Origin of the sequence: Pseudoalteromonas sp. BZB3, from assembly GCF_040104455.1 — a bacterium.
Classification (GTDB): Bacteria; Pseudomonadota; Gammaproteobacteria; order Enterobacterales; family Alteromonadaceae; genus Pseudoalteromonas.
This window is the reverse complement of record NZ_JBECOS010000008.1, coordinates 72115-93875: the sequence shown is the minus strand read 5'-3', so window position 1 is coordinate 93875 and position 21761 is coordinate 72115. Positions and strand designations below refer to the sequence as shown.

Sequence of the window (21761 nt, the reverse complement as noted above, 5' to 3'; positions counted from 1 at the left end):
AGGATAAATACGCCATGAATGTACTAGTCATTGGCAGTGGCGGCCGTGAACACGCGCTTGCGTTTAAAGCCGCTCAAAACCCTTCTGTAAGAACCGTTTTTGTTGCACCTGGTAATGCAGGCACAGCACTAGAGCCTAAGTTAGAAAATGTAGCGATTGGAGTTGAAGACCTAGATGCACTTGTTACATTTGCAAAAGACAACAACGTCGAGCTAACCATTGTTGGCCCTGAAGCACCATTAGTAATTGGTGTGGTTGACCGCTTCCGTGAAGAAGGTCTAGCTATCTTCGGCCCAACAGCGGCAGCAGCACAACTAGAAGGCTCTAAGTCGTTCACAAAAGACTTCTTAGCACGCCATGATATTCCAACTGCGGAATATCAAACGTTTGAACAAATCGAACCTGCACTTGCTTATCTAAAAGAAAAAGGCGCTCCGATTGTTGTTAAAGCTGATGGCCTTGCTGCAGGTAAAGGTGTGATCGTTGCAATGACAGAAGCAGAAGCGGAAGAAGCAATCCGCGATATGCTTGCTGGAAATGCATTCGGTGAAGCGGGTAGTCGTGTAGTTATCGAAGAATTCCTTGAAGGTGAAGAAGCCTCTTTCATCGTCATGGTTGACGGTAAAAATGTGCTACCATTTGCAACAAGCCAAGACCACAAACGTGCATACAACGGTGACCAAGGTCCTAACACGGGTGGTATGGGTGCTTACTCTCCTGCACCTGTTGTAACCGCTGACATTCATGAGCGCATCATGAACGAAGTGATCAACCCAACGGTTGAAGGTATGGCTAGTGAAGGTGCTCCTTACACAGGATTCCTATACGCAGGTCTTATGATCACCGCTGATGGTACGCCTAAGGTAATCGAGTATAACTGTCGTTTCGGTGATCCTGAAACTCAACCTATCATGCTACGTTTACAGTCTGACTTAGTAGAGCTAATTCAAGCGGCAAACCGTGAAGAGCTAGATCAAACTGAAATTAAGTTCGATTCACGTGCAGCGGTAGGCGTCGTACTTGCATCAAAAGGCTACCCTGGTAGCTATCCAAAAGGTGATGCTATCTCAGGTCTTCGTGTTGATTACGCTGAAGGCGAGAAAGTATTCCACGCAGGTACTAAACAAGATGGCGAAAACGTTGTAACAGCAGGCGGTCGTGTACTTTGTGCGACTGCACTTGGTCACACTGTGACTGAAGCGCAAAAGCGTGCGTATGCACTGGTTAACGAAATCAATTGGGACGGCGTTGAGTTCCGTACTGATATCGCTTATCGCGCCATTGCTCGCGAACAGTAATCTCACATCTATTTAGATGATTAAAGGCCCTTTATAGGGCCTTTCTCATACCAATTGCATTAAATTACTGGCCTATTATTGCGACAGAAAAAAAGTTCAATAACAAGGATGATATTTTGATATATAGTTGTTCTATATTAAAAATTTCAGACGAAGTTAGTGGGCTTTTTAGCTCGCTAGAATGATTAGTCAGTTAATAAAATTGGTATAATCTATCCACCAGCTTTGCTAGACTGCGCACTTAAATTTTCACATCTTTAGGGGCGTAAAGATGCAAGGTACACTGCGTAAACTAAAAGCAGATCACACTCAACCGATTCAATATCACCTTCCACTAGGCGATGAATTAGTTAATCTAAACCAATATTTCGGCAAAGCGATTAAGCTAACTTTCACGGGTAATATTTACTGTTGTAGCTGTGGTAAAAAAACCAAAAAAAGTTACTCACAAGGTCATTGCTTTGTGTGTATGAAGAAACTGGCAAGCTGTGACATGTGTATTATGAAACCTGAAACTTGTCATTTTGATCAAGGTACCTGTCGCGAGCCTGAATGGGGTGAAGCGAATTGCATGATCCCGCATTATGTTTACCTTGCAAATACATCTGGGTTAAAAGTCGGTATTACTCGCCATACACAAATTCCTGCACGCTGGATTGACCAAGGTGCGACGCAAGCCCTGCCAATTTTTAAAGTGCAAACACGCTTACAGTCAGGTCTCGTAGAAGTCGCTTTAGCCGAGTTCATTGCCGATAAAACCAATTGGCGCAATATGCTCAAAGGTGTCAGTGTCGATGTTGATTTAAAAACCGCTGCTGCTGAGCTTATTCCTCAGATTCAGGCTAAATTAGATGAGCTGGCTGAATTGTTTGGTGCCACCGCCATTGAACAATTAGATGAAGAAGTCGTTGATTTAGATTTCCCTGTGACAGAATACCCGACCAAGATCAGCTCGTTTAACTTCGACAAAGATCCTGAAGTGTCTGGCGTACTTGAAGGTATTAAAGGTCAGTACTTAATCTTTGATAAAGGCGTTATCAACATTCGTAAATTCACCTCTTACGAAGTGGCTTTCGAAGCCTTATAAGTTAACCTGAGCTCTGGTTAAATTAGTAAATTTCTTAACCTAAGTTCAGGTTAAGTTATCCTTAATACAAAACACCGATGCATTTAATGCATCGGTGCCTCTAATTTTGAACCTGTACGCTTTTGGTAAAAACTCAACCATTGCGACTCACTTAAAGGCCGACAGAACAAATAACCTTGCAAGTAATGGCAGTCTAGCTGCTTCAAGAACTCCTTTTGAACTTGCTTCTCTACTCCTTCAGCAACTACTTTCAACTTTAAGGCTTTTGCCATAGCTACTATTGCTGTCACAATCTCACTATTGCCATATTCATCAGGGACTTTCGCAGTAAAGCTTGCATCGATTTTTAATACGTCAATAGGTAACTTAGTTAAATAACTCAAGGCTGAATAACCAGTGCCAAAATCATCTAGCGCAATCGAAACCCCTAACGCTTTTAGCTTTTTCAGCTCGCTCTTTGCTTCTTGTAAGTTACAGATAAAGCTGTTTTCAGTTAATTCTATTTCTAAGCAATTTCCCGGAAGTTGATGTCGCTCTAAGGCATTTGCCACAGTTAAAGCCAGTTCACCTTGATGTAAATGTTGTGCCGAAACATTGATCGCAATGCGTTGCAGTTGAATACCTTGATGGCGCCAAAATGCCATTTTTTCACAGGCCCAATTGATCACCCACTGGTCCAATTTAGTGATTAAGCCCAGCTCCTCAACAAGTGGAATAAATTGAGCTGGTGAGATCATACCTAAATTTGGATCTTGCCATCTAAGTAAACACTCAACACTAGAAATGTGCTCTTCGTTTAAACATTGTACTGGCTGGTAATGAAGCTCAAATTCATTACATTCTAAAGCGCTTTGAAAACGGCTTAACATCGACAAACGCTCTAACGAACGCGCATTCATAGAGGCTTTATAGAGCTGAAAAGAGTTACGCCCTACCTCTTTAGAGCGGTACATAGCAACATCAGCATGCTTAAGCAAAGATTCGCTGTCTAAACCATCTTCGGGGTACACAGCCGCGCCTATAGATGCCGTAGCCCCGACACTCATACCGCTAATTTCAAATGGCTGCCCGAGCAAGTCTAAAATATCATTGGCAAACGACACCACATCGGCCAAGTCTTTTACTTCAGTCAGTAACACCACAAATTCATCACCACCGAGTCTTGCTAATGTGTCGCCTTCTCTGAGCTGCCCTTTAATACGTTCACTCACTTTTATAAGTAGCTCATCGCCAGCACTGTGACCAAGGGTATCGTTGACCTCTTTGAAGCGGTCTAAATCAATAAACATGACTGATAGCTTTTGTTTATCTCTGTGCGCTGATGCAAGCGCCATCGAAAGCCGGTCGTTAAACAAACGACGATTTGGTAGTCCTGTTAATTCGTCAAAATAGGCAAGGCGAACAATTTTTTCTTCGGCATTTTTACGTTCTGTAATGTCACTAAAAATAGCGGCGTATAGCACATCATCACTATAAGGCTCGTTGATTTCAATGATAGTCAGCCACTCTACATAAATGTCGCCATTTTTCTTACGATTACAAACCTCCCCCTGCTATACCCCTTTTTCATTTAACTCATCCCACATTTGTTTATAGTATTCCTGAGGATGAATACCAGAGCTTAAAATATTGGGAGTTTTGCCCAATACTTCGTAGTCCTTGTAGCCTGTCAGGGCACTAAAAGCAGGATTTATCTGAATAATTTCACCTGAACTTCTGGTGATCATAATACCATCTAGAGACGCATCTATAATGCGATTCGCAAGGTAGAGGTTCTTCTCTGATTTTTGCAGCGCAAGGTCGCGTTGGGCAAGCACTTTTTCGAGTTCACTACAGTATGCGGTTTCAATTTCGGTTAAGACATTTTTTAATGCCAGCAAGCCAATAACCTGCTCTGTAGTTGGCTCTTTGACCACTAAATGACGAATAGAGTTTGCAGTCATTAACCGGTAAGCATCAAACAAACTGTCTTTAGGAACCACTGACTGCATTGGGTAGCTGGCTAACTCCCAGCATGGCATACGCCAATCAGGGTTAAGCACCATATAAGCAATGTCTCTTTGCGTAATAATGCCATATTCACCGAGAAACATATTATGAATGAGCACAGCTGTAACTTGCTTAATTCGCATCACATCAATAACTTTTGAGATGCAATCATTGCTATCTAAAATGGTCACCTTCTTTTCGTAGTGATCTTCTATTGGCCTAAAATGCAGATAATGATCTAACCCCTGATTACGCACAATATCTGACAATGACACTACGCCAACAGGCTCAAAGTGCTCATCTTTAACCAGTAGATGGCGAATACCTAATTGGTGAAATTTGATGGTAGCTTCACTGAGGCTTTTATCAATTTGCACGCTTTGTACTGGCGTAGCCATCAATTCCCCAATAGGTGTTTGCTGAAAGCCTTGCTGTGAAAAGTTGAGCTTAACGCAATCTGATTCGGTCCAGATACCTACAATTTTGTCTTCTTCCGTGACAAAAATAGAGCTAACTTTGTGCGCACGCATTTTTGTTACCGCACTAAATAATGAGGTGCTGATATCACACGATAGCAGCTGGTTGGTAAAGATATCTTTGACCTTTAGTTGACGACTTTCAGTTGTCATTAAGCACTCCTCGCAATGAGTCAATCTTTGCCAGTATAATATTGGCTAAGAAACAAACTTTGATTGAGGACAAATTTTGACTATTCAAGCACTCCCTTTATTGCTCATAACAGAACAAAGTATTGAGTATATTGAAAGTGAGTCATCACTGTCTGATGCGCTTTTCTATTTTTCAGAGGAACAGAAAAGGGAATCGATGTATATTCAAAATAGTGGTGAGGCATTTAACCTGGCGTCAAGCCAGCGCACTGACGTGAACCTTGATAAGTTAACTACAAAGCTGCAGCAGCAATTAGCGCAAGACGGTCATTGCTGTATTGCGAAACTAAGCTTCACTTCTTTGCAAGATCTATATGATTTTGCCTGTGAGATTTACAGGCAAGACTAAATAGTCTGAGCTCTGAATAGTAAGCCTTAAGCTTCAACCAAGGCTTTAATGTGCGTCACTGCACTTCTACCTAGTGCAGAGAGTGCATAACCACCTTCAAGGTAAGAGACAATCCCTTTACACTCTGTTTGCTTAACAAGTTCAGCAACCTGCTCCGTTAGCCATTGATAATCCGCCTCAGTGAATTTAAGGCTGCCCATATCATCTTCTAGGTGAGCATCAAAGCCTGCACTAATAAAGATTAGCTCGGGGTTAAACGCCCTTAACGTAGGCTCCCATTGCTGTGAATATAGCGCCTTCAAATCAATCCCATCACTGGCTATCGCCAATGGTGAGTTAATAACAGTGTCAGTATTTACAATGGCGGTATTAGGGTAAAACGGATACTGAAACAATGAGCAAAACAGTACGCTTTTATCGTCTCTAAAAATATCTTGGGTGCCATTACCATGATGTACATCAATATCTAAAATCGCGATACGTTTCACACCCTGCTGTTTTGCATAAGCGGCAGCAATAGCAACGTTGTTAAAAATACAGAAGCCAGAAGACGTTGACTGATTAGCATGGTGCCCTGGCGGTCTGACATTGCAAAATGCAGCATCAATGCTTTCAGCTAAAATTTCATCAACCGCTAATATACCCGCTCCGACCGCACGCTCAACTGCCTTCATCGAATCAGGGCATAGCCAAGTATCACCATCTAGCTCTCTTAATCCTTCTTGCGGAATTGAAGTCAGCACTTTATCGATTAACGCTCTGTCATGCACCAATGCTATATGCTCTAACTCTGCTTTAGGGGCACTTTTTTGAGCCACCGCAATATCCAGTCCAGATGCCAATAATCGGTCAGATACCGCATCAAGACGCTCTGGGCACTCGGGGTGATCCGCAATCATTTTATGTTTACGACAATGTGGGTGACTGATAACTGCGGTACGCATAACGTGTCCTTGCCAAGAAAGTTCACATTCAGTTTAACAAAATTATTTTATAACGCCTTTGCGACTTTGGTGCTAGTTAGAAGATTTAACTTATATCAATGCTAATACAAAAAAGCCCGACTAAGTTAACTTAGTCGGGCCTACAACAGCTAAAAGCTAATCTGCACGTTTGGCTTTTAAGTCCAAATTGTGGAAGTCAAAACTAAAGTCGGTAATGTGCGGGTTCACATATTCCATGCTTGCTGACTTTACTTGCTGTGCTTTATCCATTTCAAAATGGATATATGCATCTGCCTCTAATAGTGTGTTGTCCCAACGCACAATAAAAGTATTGCCAGTGTGATGCTCTAGTTTACCTTTGAGCATTTTAGTATGAGTAAAATCAATACGTAGTTCATCTGCCACATACTCAACAATCACATCACCATACCAATCGCTGGTTAGCGTACCTGTATAATTTTGTGCCGGTAACGCAGGTTGTATTTGTTCAAGCTTCACCGCACCAGCTTTGGCATAAGCTTCTTTTTTACCTTTGTGGAAGCGCTCAGCCGCTTCTGTCACATAGTCTTGATCTTCAAGGCCTAACGCATCTTCAAATACTTCATTAATAATGGCTGTTAATGCAGGGTAAGCTTGCTGGTTAGATAAAACCACTACACCCAGCTTTTTCTCTGGGATCATTGCAACCTGCGACACCATACCTAATATACCGCCACCATGACCGACTTTTTTGAAGCCATTGTAATCTTCAATCGACCAACCTAAGCCATAGCCTCTAAACTGCTGACGATACGCTTCAAAGGCACTTTTAGACGCCACACGCATAATATGCGGGTGCCACATTTGTACTTGCTGCTCAGGGCTAAACAATTGCTTACCATTTGGCATTTTACCGCCATCAAGCTGTGTTAATAACCACTGGCTCATTTCATTGACGTTAGATGCAATCGCGCCTGCACCACGAAAATCTTCTAAATAGTTCACAAAGAAAGGCGTTAGTTTACCTTCCATTGGAATATGACCTGTAGCCCAGTTTTGATTGCCTTTAGCAATACGAGAAAAACCAGCACGAGACGTGGTCATTTCAAGCGGCTTCATCATTTTTTGCTCGACAAATTCTTGCCAGCTTAAACCACTTACACGGGCAACAACTTCACCGGCCATCACGAACATTAAGTTGTTATAAGCGTATTGACTGCGAAAGCTCGAAACCGGTTTTAAATGGCTGATCCCCTCAATTAGCTCAGACACTGATTTATTAGTGTCAGGCCAGATCATTAAGTCACCCGCGCCTAACCCTAAACCACTGCGATGACTTAATAAGTCACGAATGGTCATTTCTCGAGTGGCATATGAATCATGTAATTTAAACTCAGGAATATACTTGATGACTTTATCGTCCCAAGTAATTTTGCCCTCATCCACCAGCATAGCCAACGCCGCAGCGGTAAACGCTTTAGAGTTAGAAGCAATACCAAATAACGTATTCGCATTAACCGGAGCTTGTGACTCTAAGTGACGGACACCAAAGCCTTTTGCTAACACAACTTTGTCATTCTCTACCACTGCAATGGCAATACCCGGTATGTTAAATTGCGACATAGCGTCGTTGACAGCTTGCTCCACGTCTTGTGGCTTAACTTGTTGTGCAAATGCATTGAAGCTGCTTGTTGCAGCAACTAAACACATGGCTGAAAATAATGCCTTGAGTTTCATAATGTCCCTTGTTGTTGTTCTTTTATAATTTGTGGATGGCCCATTCTCTAGCAGCGCGTTCAAGATTACTATCGCTTTGCGATGCTTGTGCAGAGATCTGAGTTATATAATCTGAGTTAAATTGATGCTCTTGCGCGCCTTTTAGAACGTGCTCGACATACCAGTCAAAAGGCAGGTGCATATCTATAAAAGTGTTAGCAATGTAACTCTGAGCGATGAGTATTTCTCCACATGGACGCACAATTTCCACCGCTTCACGGTCGTATCTTTCACCTTCAATTGCATCTAATCTCGCAAGCTCTTGGTCATCGAGCGCATACAGTACACCGTGAACAAACACCTCGCGCTGCTTTGCAGGCACAATATTACACTTTGCTGAGCCGTCGGTAGAAAGCATATCAAACGTCAATTGATAAGCATGTAAAGTGCCCACACCGAGTAATTCTGCATTGGGTAAACGCGCAAATAGCCTAGAGGTAGACATATTCGAACCATAGGCAAAGTTAATGTGTTTCTTTTTCATTGCTACACCACCACTCGAATTGCCAAGGCAATCAGTACAACACCTATGCCTCTATCAAACCAATGCCCTGCTCGATGAAAAAAAGCACGCACAGGTTGCTTACTCAAAACCATACTTAAAAATGAGAACCATGCCCAAGTGGCTAACGCCATATAAAGACCGTATATCGCTTGCACAGAAGTCGGCGTTGTTGGCGCAATTACAAGTGTAAATAATGACATAAAGAATAAAGTCGCTTTAGGATTCAATGCATTGACTAAAAAGCCGCGCTTAAATGCTTTAAACGCCGACTCAGCCTGAACATGCTCTGACGTTTCAACACTGCCATCACCAGATGCCGGCCTAGCTCTGAGCGCTTGCACACCCATATAGGCTAAATACGCACCAGCCACATACTTCAAAATAGTAAATAACTCTGGTGAGTTTGCTAGCACTAAAGCCACACCTAATAAGCAATATGCGACATGCACAAATATACCCAACCCGACACCAGCACTGGTCCATAAGGCGTTATTACGCCCCTGCTGAATACTCTGCTTAAGTACGATGGCAAAATCAGGCCCAGGGCTTGCCACCGCAAAAAAATGCGCGATGGCGATTAATAAAAACTCATCAAGATAACTAAGCATGGCGCTTCTCTTCTAACGCTAACAAGTATGGATTGGCTGATTCATTTAGCAACGCCTTAATCTGCTTTTGCGCCTGTTTATACATACTGCGCAAATGAGATTTTAGATGCTTTTTACCATCAACTTGCGGCTTGAAATGACAGATCAGTGCATGCATAAACACTGTCTGAGGTTCAGTAAGCGCCGCCTGCCTGTTGGCATAAGGGTTATAGCAAGAGCCACAGCCACCTTTAAATTGATAGACGGTATTGCTCATCATCACGCCAAAACCTAAATAACACGCTAATGCATCACTGGCTGCAGGAATTTGCTCTTTCCCCCCCGGCGGCATAACACCTTTTTGATAAACCATCATCAAAGCTAGGCTTCCTGCCAAGCTGGCAACGAGGTCTTGTGGTTGATTAATCTGGTTTGGGTTATAAGACAAACTCATTGGGATACTTGGCGGGTTAACGATCTGCGCATCCGCTCCACGGTTAGAGCTGACAAATTTAAAAGGTGCAATTTGCTGAGGCATCATTTGATTCGGGTTAACCAGTTGCACAGGCCATACTTGTAAGCCTGCGTAATCACGCACGCGCTTAAACACGGTTTGCGCCATTTGCTCAACACTTGAAACCTGATCTGGGAAAAACTGCCCTGTCGGCTCGATAACCTGTGTATGCTCTAAAAAATATTGACCATCAAAGTTATCGCATGCCCAAATAAAGGCATCAATTAACCAACTTTCTTCTTCTTTTGATACAAGGGGTTTTGCTTTAAATAACGACAACATATCTATTTTTCTTTGTTAGTCCAATTCCAAGCCTGAGTGTTATACAAAGGCACACTCGATAAAGCATGATGGTGACTACCACTGGTCTCTTTAGTCGAATAAGACAAATACAATAGGGTTTGCGTATCGGCATCGTAAATACGACGCACTTTTAATGATTTAAACAAAATACTTTTAGAGGCTTTAAAAACCACTTCACCATCTTTTGATAAATCTATTTGCTGTAACTGATCGGCAGTAATTGGGCCTGTTTGTCGACAGGCAATTGACATATCCGAAGGATCTGAAAAATCTAAATCCGCTTCTATATGACTTATATGACAAGTCACGCCTGTTACAATAGGATCTTGCTTCGCTTTAACCACCACATCTTTGGTAGTAAATAAACCTAAACTGACTTTAGCGGCGTCATCACTACAACCCATTAAGCCTGCAGTGATCAAAATAGCGCCGAGCGTGCGTTTCAAAAACATCTGACAATACATCTATATTCACATAACATAGCGTTATTTACGCATAATTAACGAGCGAAGTCATCTATGCCGCACTTTATCATTGAGCACTCAGACAACTTACATATACAGACCGAAGAACTGGTCGCAACCATTCATCAAGCTGCAATTGGCACAGCGCTATTTGATTTAACGACGGTAAAGACCCGTGCGAATAGTTTTCAACATTTTCAGCTTGGAAATGGCAAGGCTGGATTTGTCCATGTTCAAGCCCATATTATGGCGGGACGTGAAGTTGAGAAAAAGCAGCTCCTCAGTGAAACCTTACTTTTTGCTTTAGAAGATTTACTGGGCTGTGACTATCAACTCAGTGTTCATGTTTACGATTTATTGCCTGAAGTATACAGAAAGAACTGATTTAAAATATCGGCTTTCGTATAATGCCATTACAATGCATTACAAAAGTGATTTAACATGAAATTTCCTTGTCGATTAGATAAATTCGTTAGCCATATAACAGAGTTACCTCGCTCCAAAGTCAAAGCGGGTATAAAAAAACGTAATGCTATAGTGAATGGAGAACTGATCACAAAGTTTGATCACCCAATCTCACAAGATGACCACGTTGAATGGCAAGGCGAGCATATAGCGTATCTAGGTATGCGCTACTACATGCTAAACAAACCACAAGATTATATCTGTGCCAATAATGACGAAATGCACGCCACCGTGTTCGATTTACTTGATGAACCCAACTTAAAAAACTTTCATGTTGCAGGCCGTTTAGACATCGACACCACAGGCTTAGTCCTCATCACCAATGACGGCGATTGGTCACACAAAGTCACTTCTCCTAAGCAGAGGAAATTTAAAACTTATTTGATAGAAACCCTAGAGCCTATCAGTGATGAAATGCAGTCTCAATTAGAGAAAGGTGTCATGCTACATGGTGAAAAAGATGCAACTTTACCTGCTAAAGCAGAGCGCTTAGCGACGTACAGCTTAAGACTCTCTATTTGCGAAGGTAAATACCACCAAGTAAAACGCATGCTCGCAGCAGTTGGAAATAAAGTTATTGAATTACATAGAGAAAATATTGGTGGTATCGAGTTAGATGAAACGCTTGCGCCTGGTGAATATCGCGCTTTAAATGAACAGGAAGTTCAACTCATTCGCTAATAACCATATAAATATGCAGGGCTTATGAAAAAATATCACATCAATAACCCTGCATTTTTATAATCCTCACTTAACATCTACCCTATAATCATGATAGACATGAAAGACTGAACTAAGTTAGGAGTCCGTCGTGCTGTCAGGTATCACCTTAAGAATAAAAATAATTTTATTTACTGCGGCAATTTTCGTCTCACTTTTAGTGGTTGCAGTGTTTGGTTTACAAGCGCTTCGCCACGCAAGTGAAAGTGATAATATTGCTCGTATAAATCAACTCATGAAAAGCACGGTCAACATTGTTGAACAGTTCGAACATTATGTTGCCACAGGCGAACTAGACGAAGCGCAAGCTAAGAAGTTAGCCACAGAAATGCTTCGAGAGAATAAGTATCACGATTCAGAATATGTATATGTGGTTAACGAGAAGCTTGATTTTATTGCCACCCCGCACGACCCTGAATTACAAGGTACCAGTTTTAACGACTTTAAAGATGCCAGTGGCCAAAGCATAGGCCAGAAAGTAAAAAGGCTGGTCGGTAATAAAACCAATCGTATTATCACCTATCATTGGGACTCTGTTCGTGAAGGGGAAGTTGTCGACCTCACGTCTGTTGTTCAAAAAACGTCTCGCTTTGGTTGGTATATTGGTACGGGCATCAGTATGAAAGAGGTCAATGAACGCTATTGGAATACCGCTCAATGGCTTTTAGTTATCTCTCTTATCATTGCGACTGCTTTAGCCTTTGCTCTAGCTAAGTTTGGCTTAGGTCTATCTAATAAGCTGGGCGCAGAACTTGATACTGTGCTTGCAATTGTGAAACGTGTATCTCGCGGTAATTTAAGCACAGACATCAACACCAACAACGCCAATGAAGAAAGCATCATTGCCGCCATGCAATATATGCAGCAAGGTCTGAAAGGCGTTGTCGATGGTATCCAGCATGTAAGTGCTGAATTGCAATCACAAAGCCATGACGGTGAAGCTCGCTCAGAAGAGTTAGAGCAACTCACCCGCAGCTTAAGTGAAGAAACCCAAATGGTTGCTTCGGCTATTACTGAACTGACAGCCTCGGCGCAAACTGTTGTTGAACATGCCGAGCAGGCCGCTTACTCCGTACAAGAAGCCGAGCAGCAAGGTCAAAATGCAGATAAGCAAACGTCTGAAGCGGCACAAGCAATCGCGCTATTAGAACAGCAAATCGACAGCGCTGGTAATAATATTCGTATTTTAGATGATGAAGTTAAGAATATTGCGAATGTACTGAGTGTTATTCAAAGCATTGCGGAGCAAACCAACTTATTAGCGTTAAATGCAGCCATCGAAGCAGCTAGGGCTGGTGAGCAAGGTAGAGGATTCGCGGTTGTTGCTGACGAAGTAAGACAGTTAGCTCAAAGAACCCAATCAAGTACTGAAGAAATTCATACCATGATTGGTAATCTTCAATCTGCAACACAAGAGGCGAAAAGCTCTGTGAGCTTAAGTGTAGAAACATCTGAAAAGACTGTAAAAATGTCTAAAGATGCCAGTGATGCATTACAAATGGTTGCGAACTCTCTGGGTGCCATTTCCCAAATGAGTGACCAGATTGCCCATGCGGCCAAAGAGCAGCTCGCAGCGGGTGAAGATACCGCTCAGCGTGTAGTCACCATTTCTGATACGGCGGCACAGACTGCCAATGTATCTCACCATGCTCACAGTGCAACAGACAGCATTAAAGGTTTAACTAAAGACCTTGAACATGAGATGGCTAAGTTTAGTTAATACACCACCAAGCTAAAACTTAAGTCATTAAAAAAGGGTCACTGTAATGTGACCCTTTTTTAGGTTTAGTGATGTTTAGCTGTTATTTTATTTCAACTCGTGTAGAACGCATAACCACTTCATCATTTAGCTCAATACCGATACCAGGCGCTTCTGATACTTTGAATACACCGTTCTTAGGCTGTGGATCTTGAATACATAACTCACGGTTCCATTTCTTAATCGCATAAGTATGGTGCTCATGAATTAAGAAGTTAGGAATAGCCGTTTCTAAATGAAGCGATGCCGCAGTGGCAACAGGACCACCACATACGTGCGCTTGAATACGCACATCAAAGATATCCGCGTAATCACACACTTTCTTCGTTTCAGTAAAACCACCACATAGACCGATGTCTGGCTGTAATACATCTACACTTTGATCTTCTAAATATGGACGTACACCCCAGCGGTTATATAAACGCTCACCACCAGCAATTGGTACTGCCACTTTATCGGCAACTTTCGCATGTAAAGAGTGGTTTAAGTAATTCACCGGCTCTTCGTAATACATACAATCGAATTCTTCTGCAATCTCACCAATTTGAATGGCTGAGGTAGCCCCTGGTAGACTATGACATTCAAAAATAATGTCTACTTCGTCACCTACCGCTTCACGAATAGCCGCCATACGCGCACGGTATAACTTCATTTCCGCGCGAGAGATAAGCTTAGTACGGTCGTAATAGGTATTACCGTCTTTGTCATACATGATAGGGTCAACTTTAACCGCGTCGTATCCTTCGGCAATTGCTTTGTGTGCTGCTTCCGCATATTCATGAGGTTGCACAAGGGCTTTGAATTCATCATCCCAGTCAAACTGTAGCTGCGACGCATAGGTGCGTAGCTCTGGGTTTACCTTACCACCAAGAAGTTGATAAACAGGCAGATTTAATGCTTTGCCTTTAATATCCCAAAGTGCGGTATCAATGGCACTCATCGCAGCGTAAACTACAGGGCCACCACCTAATCCCCAGAAACTTTCACGTAGCATACGTGACCAAAGCATTTCTGTTTGAAATGGGTCATGACCAATAAGAAAAGCTTCTGCCATTTCTTTGATCATACTCGCTGCCGCACTGTGACCTAAGTCATAAGCAAGACCGGCTTCACCTACCCCACTGATACCTTCATCAGTATGAATACGAACAAAAACTGGAGTCCAAGCTGGTCTGTCTGGACAATGGATATCAAAAACTTCGACGCGAGTTACTTTCATGTTAGCTCCTATTCAGCAAAACTAGGATCAAGGCGGTACGCTTTTCTCAGCATTGCAGGCCAGGCTAACTGACCACCAGTGCTACCGCTATGAACGACATTTGCTTGATTATAAATATTGTCAATGATTGGTTGAGGCACAGGCACAGCTTTTTGACCCGTCGCTTGGATCGCGACTTGAATTTCACAAGCGCGCTGTAAGTCATAAAAACGCATAAAGGCATCACCCACCGTTGGACCTACGGTCAAACCACCATGGTTAACTAACAGCATATGGTTGGTATTACCTAAATCACTCTGTAGACGCGCTTTTTCGTCTTCATTCACCGCTAAGCCTTCATAATCGTGATAAGACAGCGAGGGCAATGAGAACATAGAGTGTTGGCTTAATGGCAATAAACCACACTCAAGGCTGGCAACAGCAATGGTTTCTTTTGTATGTAGGTGGATCACACAGTGAGCGTCTTCTCTTACTTCGTGAATAGCGCTGTGAATAGTGAATCCAGCAGGATTTATTTCAAATGGCGTGTCATCCAAAATATTCCCTTGTAAGTCGACCTTCACTAAATTAGATGCTGTCACTTCATCAAAACTCAAACCGAATGCATTCACCAAGTAATGATCTGTACCGGGTAAACGCGCAGACATATGCGTATAAATTAAATCCCCCCAACGCATATGCTCAACTAGACGATAACACGCAGCCAAATCAACACGAAGTTGCCACTCTTGTTCGCTGACTTTGTCTTTTAAGTTGAGTTTTGGTAGTTCAAACATAATTTGCCTTAAAATATTAACTTGGCTCAACCAGCCAATTTAGAAGTTTAGAAGTCTAAATGACTCTTGTTCGATGTTCAATAAAATAAAAACCACCGACATGCGGTGGTTTTTTCATAATCCAATGTGGATTACTTAACTTTTGATAAATAATCAGCAATCGCTTCTAGCTCAGCGTCAGATACATTTGCAACCATCGCCTTCATTGCCATAGACATACCGTTAGCGCGCGCGCCAGATTTAATGTCTTTCATTTGGTTAAGTAGATATGTTTTGTTTTGACCATTGATTTTAGGATAAGCGTCCATGATTGGCGCTTTACCTTCAGCACCGTGACATGTTTGGCACATTTTTGCCGTGTATAACGCTTTACCGTCTGCAGCTTCTGCATTGTTTGCAAATGCAGTTAACGCAATGCCTGTACCTAAAACCATATATTTTACTTTACTCATAATTTTCTCTTCTTGTGTGACTATATGAATTCTTTACTTGCCCCAATCACGAATTTACCAAGTTAGATCGTCTGGTATCTCATAACCTGCATATGGGTCGTCTTCATCGCTTTCTGCTGTATCGTCAGCAACATGGAAAACGATGTATTTTTCGTCAACTTCAGCGATCTTACGTGCTGGCTCGTCTTGAAGTACATAAAACTTACCTTCAAGAACACAAATTGCTAAACGCCCTTTTGATAGGGCTTGTTTAGTTTGCTCGTTCACATCCAACTCTTTTACTTTATTGTCGTAGGTAAAGTTGAATGTCACTTCACCACGAATTTCATCTTGGTTGTGGTGCTCTAAAATTTGCTTAACACGAGCAACTTGCTCACGCTCTTTTAACTCAGCTTGCTTAGCTTGATTTAGCTCTTCGGCTTTGCGCTGCTGTTCAAGCTTTGTTTGTTCAATATGCTTTTGTAAGTCAGATTGATCACTTGTCGCGCCTTTTTTCTTTTTCTTCTTTTGTGCTTTACGTTTTTCGGTTTTAGCAACTTTGGCTTTATGCTCAGTCGTTAAACCTGCTTTTAGTAATTGGTCTTGTAGAGAACCCATGCTGCAACTCCATGAAAATACAATTCCCAATATATTAACTCAGATGCACGACACGACAAAGAGAGGTGCAACTGCAATCTAACTAAAGTAAAGCAAATAAAGTGTGATTTAGCGCAAAAAATTACCAACTAATTGATAAAGCTTTAAACTTAACGCGTTTCATGCATTAACATGCTCTGCAATTTAACTTTATATTTAACTAGCCTATAAAGGTTTAGCACAATAGTTTCTTATTTGCGCTGTTTTGGGTATCAGACACCATGTCATTATTTAAATTACTGCTTTGCTCTGTCTGTACATTTTTAGTCTTATACGCCCCTCAACCTCTGTTACCTATTTTTTCTGAGCTATATAATGTTTCAATTGCAAACAGTGGCGCATTAATGACAGTGACAATGATGCCACTTGCCATCGCACCACTTTGCTACGGCGTTATGCTGAGCCAATTCAATCCGTTGTCGATTTTGCGTATCGCCTTACTGATCCTTGCTGCAAGTAACTTACTTTTTGCCTATTCAGATTACTTCTCAGGACTATTAATTTGCAGACTTATACAAGGCCTAACATTACCTGCTGCGCTAATAGGCATGACAAGTTATATCGGCACCACTTTTCAAGGTGATGCGTTACAAAGAAATATGACTCTGTATATTGGTAGTTCAATTATTGGGGGATACTTAGGCAGGATGCTTGCAGCAAACTTTGCCGCATTTTGGCAGTGGCAGAACTTTTTCTTCTTAGTTAGCGTGGGCTTAGTTATCCTGGCGTTAATCATTCCTAAACAACCCAAGAAAGAAGAAAGCACTAAACAAAAAATAAAGCCCTGGCTGCATTTAGTGCATTTACAAGACACTGCTCTTTTACGCCTATTCGTCGCAGTATTTTTCATGTTCTTTTGCTTTGCCGCATTACTGAACTTTTTACCCTTTATTGTACAAAATCAATACGGTATTACGGATAATAAAGAAATTGGTTTTATTTACACGGGCTATTTGGTCGGAGCAATTTTATCTGTATGCACACCATGGCTTAATAAGAAAATTAAAAACGCTTGGGCACTGCTGAGTCTAATTTTTATTTTATATTGTGTAAGCCACATCATGCTTACAAGTCATATATTCAGCCTATTCATTGTCAGCTTTACCCTTTTCTGTGGTTGTATGTTCGTTATACATGCAACCGCAGCGCCGTTAGCAAACAAAATTAGTACCGCACCAGCTTCGGTGACTAACGGTGCTTATGTGTCTTTTTATTACAGCGGTGGCGCACTCGGGTCATTCTTACCTGGTTTTATCTTTGAAGAATATGGCTATATCGCGTTTTTGACTTGTTTATTAGTTTGCTGCTCACTTGGGCTTATTGCATGCCTTACTAACTACAAACAAGGCACGTCTATGACTTGAGGCGCATGACCTGTGTACTCAAAAAAACGCTCTAAATCCGCTTTGTTTAACACCCAAGTCTGATCATTGAAAAACGGGTGACACTGAAATTGCTCAGCCTGCCATAGACTTGATTCTACCCATACAGTAACAACTTGTTCAGTATCGTTGAAAACCGCTAACGCTGAAACGCAGCCCGGTTTAACACCTAGGTATTTAGCTAACCGTTGAGATGATGCAAATCCCAATCGCGATAACTTTTGCTGTTTAGACAGCGCTTTTAAATCTACCTGATAATCTGCAGGCACCAACAATAGGAAATGTCGCTTACCGTAGTTATCTCGTAAAAATAGATTTTTTATCCTTACACCAACCCGGTTGAGATTAAGTTCATCTGCATCTTGGCACGTGTGTAAAGGCGGGTGTTGATATTTTACTGCATTGAAGTTCAATTGTTTAAATAAGCTCTCTAACTCAGATAGCTTATTAACTTCTGTAACTTCAGTCACGACACTGACCTCTTAATTGCACCTTACGCTCTTTCCAATACACTTCTTTAATATCGTAACCTTGCTGGCAATAGTCTTGCTCGTCTAAAGCCATCTTTAGAAGCTGTACCGCACGCTCTTCTAGAGCTAATTTTAATGCTGGCGAGTCTTCGATATGTTCTTCATTTAGAAACATCTTAAACTCACTGCGTGAGATCTCTTTTCGTGTATCTAACTTCACCCGAGCTTGTTTCTCAACGGTTACGATGAAGGCGAATAATTTTGAACCATTATCAGCCAGACGTGTGTGTAATGTTTGATCTGCAACTTTAAAAGGCTCATCAGGCTTTGTCATACACCCAGACAAAATTATCGCCACAAGTGAAAAAAGAAAAGGGAACTTCAACATAGTAAACAGACCAAGACTCTTATTATTTTGACAATCAGTGTAACAAAGCATGAAAAAACTTTGGGATTTTTTTACCACCAGTATTGACGGAGAAATAAAAAAAATATAAATTTTCGAACGTATCCAAACTGGAACGTGGGGCTATAGCTCAGCTGGGAGAGCGCCTGCCTTGCACGCAGGAGGTCAGCAGTTCGATCCTGCTTAGCTCCACCACTTTCCGCCTTTCATTATTTCTTCATTTTAAACACATATTCTCTCAATCAGGGCTATGTTTAACTTAATAAGTTTATGTTCGTTAGTTCAGGATTGCATAGAGTTATAAAATTAACCGACTATTACTGTATAAATCGTTATAAATTTTTTTATATTTACTAGATAGCTATATCCTCATAGGGCTATATGATAGGAGAATGCATGTCAGCTATTTATATTGCTGGAATTGCTGTTTTTTCAGTCTTCGCGCAATGGTTAGCTTGGATCTTTAAGGTTCCTGCTATTCTATTTCTGTTATTAGTTGGTTTATTACTTGGCCCAGTTACCGGTCAACTCGACCCAGATCTTTTACTGGGTGATTTACTCTTCCCCGTCGTGTCTTTATCCGTTGCTATTATTCTTTTTGAAGGCGCACTGACCTTACATTTTCGAGAATTAAAAGGTATAGGTAAAATTGTTCGTAACCTCTGCTCAATAGGTATGCTCACGACCTTTATCATTATTGCTTTTGCTGGTTATTATATTTTACAGCTAGATTGGCGTGTCGCGGCTATTTTAGGCGCAGTGCTGGTTGTAACAGGCCCAACAGTCATTGCACCTATGCTTAATGCCATGCGACCAAACCAAGACATAGACCGTGTATTGAGGTGGGAAGGCATAGTGATCGATCCTATCGGCGCATTATTCGCAGTATTAGTCTTTGAAGCTGTCAGTCTAGTTGGCAGTGGCGAGGTATTTGGCCACACCATGTGGGCCTTATTCTCTACACTCGGGGTTGGACTAGGGATAGGCATAATCAGTGGTTGGCTCACTACTTTATTGATCAGAAAAGAGTGGCTGCCTTACGAATTACATAAGTTTGGTATTTTAGCGCTCGTACTTTTCAGTTTTACACTTTCAAACCATTTAAGCCATGAGTCAGGCTTATTGGCAGTGACAGTGTTTGGTATTTGGCTGGGCAACCAAGACGATTTGGAAATTGACTCTGTATTAGAGTTTAAAGAAGACTTATCTATGATCTTAATCTCTAGTCTATTTATTCTCTTGGCAGCAAGACTAGAAGTTAGCGATATAATGTTACTTGGTTTGAATACCGTGATCTTTATCGCTATCGTACTTTTCGTTGCCCGCCCTATTTGTATTGCAGTATCAACGTTTAATTCTGATTTATCATTTAAATCTCGGTTGCTGTTATCATGGATTGCTCCACGAGGGATAGTTGCCGCTGCAGTAGGCTCTGTTTTTGCGTTAAGTATGATTGAAAAAGGTATTCCAGATGCCGAAAAAATCGTGCCGCTGATCTTCACTGTCATCATAGTCACCGTGGTACTTCAAAGCTTAACTGCCACCCCTTTCGCTAAGTTTTTAGGTGTCCGACAACCGAGTCCCAATACTCTTCTGATAATTGGCGCTAATCATGTTGCTCGTGCGATTGCTAAGGGTTTACAAGACCAAAATATCAGCGTGCATTTATCAGACCCAGCTTGGGAAAACTGTAAAATGGCACGTATGGACGGCCTTCAATGCTATTATGGCAACCCACAATCCGAGCATGCTGAACGCTATTTACCCATGACGCAACTCAATAAGGTACTAGCTCTTTCTCCTAACCGTCATCATAATGCGCTAGGTGTACAGTATTTTTCTCATTTATTGAATGAACAGAGTGTATTTTCACTGCGCTCTTCAACCAACCATGCAAAAGCAAACAAAGACAGTGCGACTTTTTTATCTCGCCAAATTTTATTTGGTGAACAAGGTAGCTTTGCCAAGCTCAGTAGCCTGATCTCGAAAGGTGGTAAGATCAGCGCAACTAAGCTTACAGAAGAGTTCGATTGGCAAAAATATCAAAAAGTAAATAAAGAGGCTCTGCCCCTATTCATTATCGAAGAAAATGCCAAAGATGATGAGCAAATTGAAATTCGGCCATTTGTGAGTGAGCAAAAGTATGTACCAAAAGAAGGGGATAAAATTGTTGCCTTGCAACCACCCAAGATGAGTGTGCTGAAAGATTCATACCTGCAAAATGAATCTGAGGCTGTGAGTTAATAGTAAATTGAGTCTGGTTACCAATTTTACATTGGTAACCTTGCCCTGCGAACCACGCTCGCAGGCATCTTTCTGGCAAGATCTGCCAACGCCACTTCTATCTGTTTGTGAACTTTTTTATCGGCTACTACTGAATGAAATAACCATCGATACGCGTCTTCGTAATCTCTTGGGCTACCATGACCTTCATTGAATAAGCGCACTAAACGCATTTGCGCTTTTAAATCACCTTGCGCTGCAGCTTCACGCAAATATGTAATGGCCATTGCCTTATCAGCTTGTACAAGCTGTCCCACATCGTAATACCTGCCTAATTGCTCCAGCGCTGAGGCTAAGCCCTGCTCTGCAGCTTGTTTCATATAATACAGGCCAAGTTCAACGTCGCGCTCTACACACACTGCATAGGCCAGCATGTCACCATACAAAAATTGATATGAGGGCAACGCCATGGTTTCAGCACGCGCTTCGATATCTTGCACGAGCTGACACTCATCGTCTTTGACTCGTTTTAAATGCTGGTTCTTTTTAATTAACTCAATTAATTCAGCTTGGGTATAAAGCGGCACGGCTTTTAACTCTTCCGGCTGTGCGAAAGAGAATTGACTGATAATGGCTAATAGTAAGCCGATTAAATGACGCTTTTGAAACATAAACACTCACCCACATAAATGACGCTCAGATCATTCAATAAATATACCAAAGTTAAACAGCACGAAAAGATTCAGGCACAAAAAAAGCTGCCGAAGCAGCTTTTCTAAACAAGATTCAA

General features: G+C 41.7%; 21 protein-coding genes, 1 tRNA gene and 1 pseudogene. 9 read left to right on the top strand and 14 right to left on the bottom strand.

The features are described from left to right. The first annotated feature begins 14 nt into the window (after positions 1 to 14). Both purD and ABMY35_RS06080 read left to right on the top strand, forming a co-directional pair. Positions 15 to 1298, top strand: coding sequence for a phosphoribosylamine--glycine ligase (gene purD, locus ABMY35_RS06085; protein ID WP_349285449.1), 1284 nt, complete (start codon positions 15 to 17; stop codon positions 1296 to 1298). Positions 1299 to 1569: 271 nt separating this feature from the next. Then, positions 1570 to 2385 (top strand): DUF2797 domain-containing protein, encoded by an 816-nt coding sequence (locus ABMY35_RS06080; protein ID WP_349285448.1) that lies wholly within the window; start codon positions 1570 to 1572, stop codon positions 2383 to 2385. A gap of 83 nt (positions 2386 to 2468) precedes the next feature. On the opposite strand, the pseudogene ABMY35_RS06075 reads toward ABMY35_RS06080, so the two are convergent. Continuing rightward, positions 2469 to 5003: pseudogene (locus ABMY35_RS06075) on the bottom strand (EAL domain-containing protein). Positions 5004 to 5079: 76 nt separating this feature from the next. Here ABMY35_RS06075 and ABMY35_RS06070 point away from each other — a divergent pair. Beyond that, the gene (locus ABMY35_RS06070) at positions 5080 to 5391 is read left to right on the top strand and encodes a DUF4144 family protein (protein WP_349285447.1); all 312 of its coding nucleotides are present in this window, start codon (positions 5080 to 5082) and stop codon (positions 5389 to 5391) included. Between the two features lie 26 nt (positions 5392 to 5417). On the opposite strand, the gene ABMY35_RS06065 is transcribed toward ABMY35_RS06070, so the two are convergent. The 6 genes from ABMY35_RS06065 to ABMY35_RS06040 form a co-directional block, all read right to left on the bottom strand. Continuing rightward, positions 5418 to 6335, bottom strand: coding sequence for a histone deacetylase family protein (locus ABMY35_RS06065; RefSeq protein WP_349285446.1), 918 nt, complete (start codon positions 6333 to 6335; stop codon positions 5418 to 5420). Positions 6336 to 6491: 156 nt separating this feature from the next. Continuing rightward, positions 6492 to 8051 (bottom strand): serine hydrolase, encoded by a 1560-nt coding sequence (locus ABMY35_RS06060; protein ID WP_349285445.1) that lies wholly within the window; start codon positions 8049 to 8051, stop codon positions 6492 to 6494. Positions 8052 to 8073: 22 nt separating this feature from the next. Continuing rightward, positions 8074 to 8574, bottom strand: coding sequence for a gamma-glutamylcyclotransferase family protein (locus ABMY35_RS06055; protein WP_349285444.1), 501 nt, complete (start codon positions 8572 to 8574; stop codon positions 8074 to 8076). Between the two features lie 2 nt (positions 8575 to 8576). Continuing rightward, positions 8577 to 9203: a LysE family transporter gene (locus ABMY35_RS06050; protein ID WP_349285443.1), complete on the bottom strand. Its 627-nt coding sequence runs from the start codon at positions 9201 to 9203 to the stop codon at positions 8577 to 8579. After that, on the bottom strand, positions 9196 to 9978 hold the full coding sequence (locus tag ABMY35_RS06045) for a hypothetical protein (RefSeq protein ID WP_349285442.1): 783 nt from the start codon (positions 9976 to 9978) through the stop codon (positions 9196 to 9198). The genes ABMY35_RS06050 and ABMY35_RS06045 overlap by 8 nt, the downstream gene beginning before the upstream one ends. Before the next feature lie 2 nt (positions 9979 to 9980). After that, positions 9981 to 10451, bottom strand: coding sequence for a CreA family protein (locus ABMY35_RS06040; protein WP_349285441.1), 471 nt, complete (start codon positions 10449 to 10451; stop codon positions 9981 to 9983). 66 nt (positions 10452 to 10517) lie between these two features. On the opposite strand from ABMY35_RS06040, the gene ABMY35_RS06035 reads away from it, so the two are divergent. The 3 genes from ABMY35_RS06035 to ABMY35_RS06025 all read left to right on the top strand — a co-directional run bounded on the left by ABMY35_RS06035 (position 10518) and on the right by ABMY35_RS06025 (position 13368). After that, positions 10518 to 10847, top strand: a complete 330-nt coding sequence (locus ABMY35_RS06035) for a 5-carboxymethyl-2-hydroxymuconate Delta-isomerase (RefSeq protein ID WP_349285440.1) — start codon at positions 10518 to 10520, stop codon at positions 10845 to 10847. A 57-nt stretch (positions 10848 to 10904) separates the two neighbouring features. Next, positions 10905 to 11609, top strand: a complete 705-nt coding sequence (locus tag ABMY35_RS06030) for a pseudouridine synthase (protein WP_349285439.1) — start codon at positions 10905 to 10907, stop codon at positions 11607 to 11609. Between the two features lie 130 nt (positions 11610 to 11739). After that, a complete protein-coding gene (locus ABMY35_RS06025; RefSeq protein ID WP_349285438.1) occupies positions 11740 to 13368 on the top strand; it encodes a methyl-accepting chemotaxis protein in 1629 nt (542 codons plus the stop codon). Between the two features lie 82 nt (positions 13369 to 13450). On the opposite strand, the gene ABMY35_RS06020 is transcribed toward ABMY35_RS06025, so the two are convergent. The 4 genes from ABMY35_RS06020 to ABMY35_RS06005 form a co-directional block, all read right to left on the bottom strand. Next, positions 13451 to 14626: a mandelate racemase/muconate lactonizing enzyme family protein gene (locus ABMY35_RS06020; RefSeq protein ID WP_058030969.1), complete on the bottom strand. Its 1176-nt coding sequence runs from the start codon at positions 14624 to 14626 to the stop codon at positions 13451 to 13453. Between the two features lie 8 nt (positions 14627 to 14634). Then, complete coding sequence (locus tag ABMY35_RS06015; RefSeq protein ID WP_349285437.1) at positions 14635 to 15402, bottom strand: class II aldolase/adducin family protein; 768 nt, start codon at positions 15400 to 15402, stop codon at positions 14635 to 14637. 131 nt (positions 15403 to 15533) lie between these two features. Next, positions 15534 to 15854: a c-type cytochrome gene (locus ABMY35_RS06010; RefSeq protein ID WP_349285436.1), complete on the bottom strand. Its 321-nt coding sequence runs from the start codon at positions 15852 to 15854 to the stop codon at positions 15534 to 15536. A 54-nt stretch (positions 15855 to 15908) separates the two neighbouring features. Beyond that, positions 15909 to 16451 (bottom strand): DUF2058 domain-containing protein, encoded by a 543-nt coding sequence (locus ABMY35_RS06005; protein WP_058030972.1) that lies wholly within the window; start codon positions 16449 to 16451, stop codon positions 15909 to 15911. Between the two features lie 260 nt (positions 16452 to 16711). Between ABMY35_RS06005 and ABMY35_RS06000 the strand changes: the two genes are divergently transcribed. Next, positions 16712 to 17854: an MFS transporter gene (locus ABMY35_RS06000; protein WP_349285435.1), complete on the top strand. Its 1143-nt coding sequence runs from the start codon at positions 16712 to 16714 to the stop codon at positions 17852 to 17854. Here the strand turns inward: ABMY35_RS06000 and ABMY35_RS05995 are convergent. Continuing rightward, positions 17827 to 18285 (bottom strand): prolyl-tRNA synthetase associated domain-containing protein, encoded by a 459-nt coding sequence (locus ABMY35_RS05995; RefSeq protein WP_349285741.1) that lies wholly within the window; start codon positions 18283 to 18285, stop codon positions 17827 to 17829. The two genes, ABMY35_RS06000 and ABMY35_RS05995, sit on opposite strands and share 28 nt — an antisense overlap. Before the next feature lie 49 nt (positions 18286 to 18334). Continuing rightward, on the bottom strand, positions 18335 to 18676 hold the full coding sequence (locus tag ABMY35_RS05990) for a hypothetical protein (RefSeq protein ID WP_349285434.1): 342 nt from the start codon (positions 18674 to 18676) through the stop codon (positions 18335 to 18337). Positions 18677 to 18867: 191 nt separating this feature from the next. Between ABMY35_RS05990 and ABMY35_RS05985 the strand changes: the two genes are divergently transcribed. Both ABMY35_RS05985 and ABMY35_RS05980 read left to right on the top strand, forming a co-directional pair. Then, a tRNA-Ala gene (locus tag ABMY35_RS05985) sits at positions 18868 to 18943 on the top strand. A 201-nt stretch (positions 18944 to 19144) separates the two neighbouring features. Continuing rightward, positions 19145 to 20992, top strand: a complete 1848-nt coding sequence (locus ABMY35_RS05980; protein ID WP_349285433.1) for a sodium:proton antiporter — start codon at positions 19145 to 19147, stop codon at positions 20990 to 20992. Positions 20993 to 21018: 26 nt separating this feature from the next. On the opposite strand, the gene ABMY35_RS05975 is transcribed toward ABMY35_RS05980, so the two are convergent. Beyond that, positions 21019 to 21648, bottom strand: coding sequence for a tetratricopeptide repeat protein (locus ABMY35_RS05975; RefSeq protein WP_349285432.1), 630 nt, complete (start codon positions 21646 to 21648; stop codon positions 21019 to 21021). Positions 21649 to 21761: the final 113 nt, after the last annotated feature.